Below are 306 nucleotides of genomic sequence, written 5' to 3'. Positions count from 1 at the left end.
GTACGTTTACCACGCCAATATTTGGTTCAATGGTACAAAACGGAAAGTTTGCACTTTGCGCCTTAGCATTTGATAAACAATTAAATAAAGTGGATTTTCCAACATTGGGTAAGCCTACAATACCTGCTTTCATAATTACTGTGATTTTTGCGAATGCAAATGTAATTAATAAAACAGAAAAACGGCCGTAGAATTTTAAGATGAATTTAGCAAAAACACTGTATTAGCATTAATTAAACGTTAAAACCGTTTTTTAAGGCATAAATGCCCTGTAACATTATTTATTTTGGCTCGTTGAATAGGCAA

1 protein-coding gene is annotated in these 306 nt (G+C 32.4%); it reads right to left on the bottom strand.

Annotated elements, in window-relative coordinates; all coding sequences use genetic code 11:
• A partial coding sequence (locus H4O21_RS28920) for a GTPase (RefSeq protein ID WP_182812780.1) occupies positions 1 to 133 on the bottom strand: 133 nt, incomplete at its 3' end.
• Positions 134 to 306: the final 173 nt, after the last annotated feature.

The organism is Oceanospirillum sediminis (assembly GCF_014164585.1).
In the GTDB taxonomy this organism is placed as follows: domain Bacteria; phylum Pseudomonadota; class Gammaproteobacteria; order Pseudomonadales; family Halomonadaceae; genus Oceanospirillum; species Oceanospirillum sediminis.
This window is presented reverse-complemented; position numbering and strand designations above follow the sequence as displayed.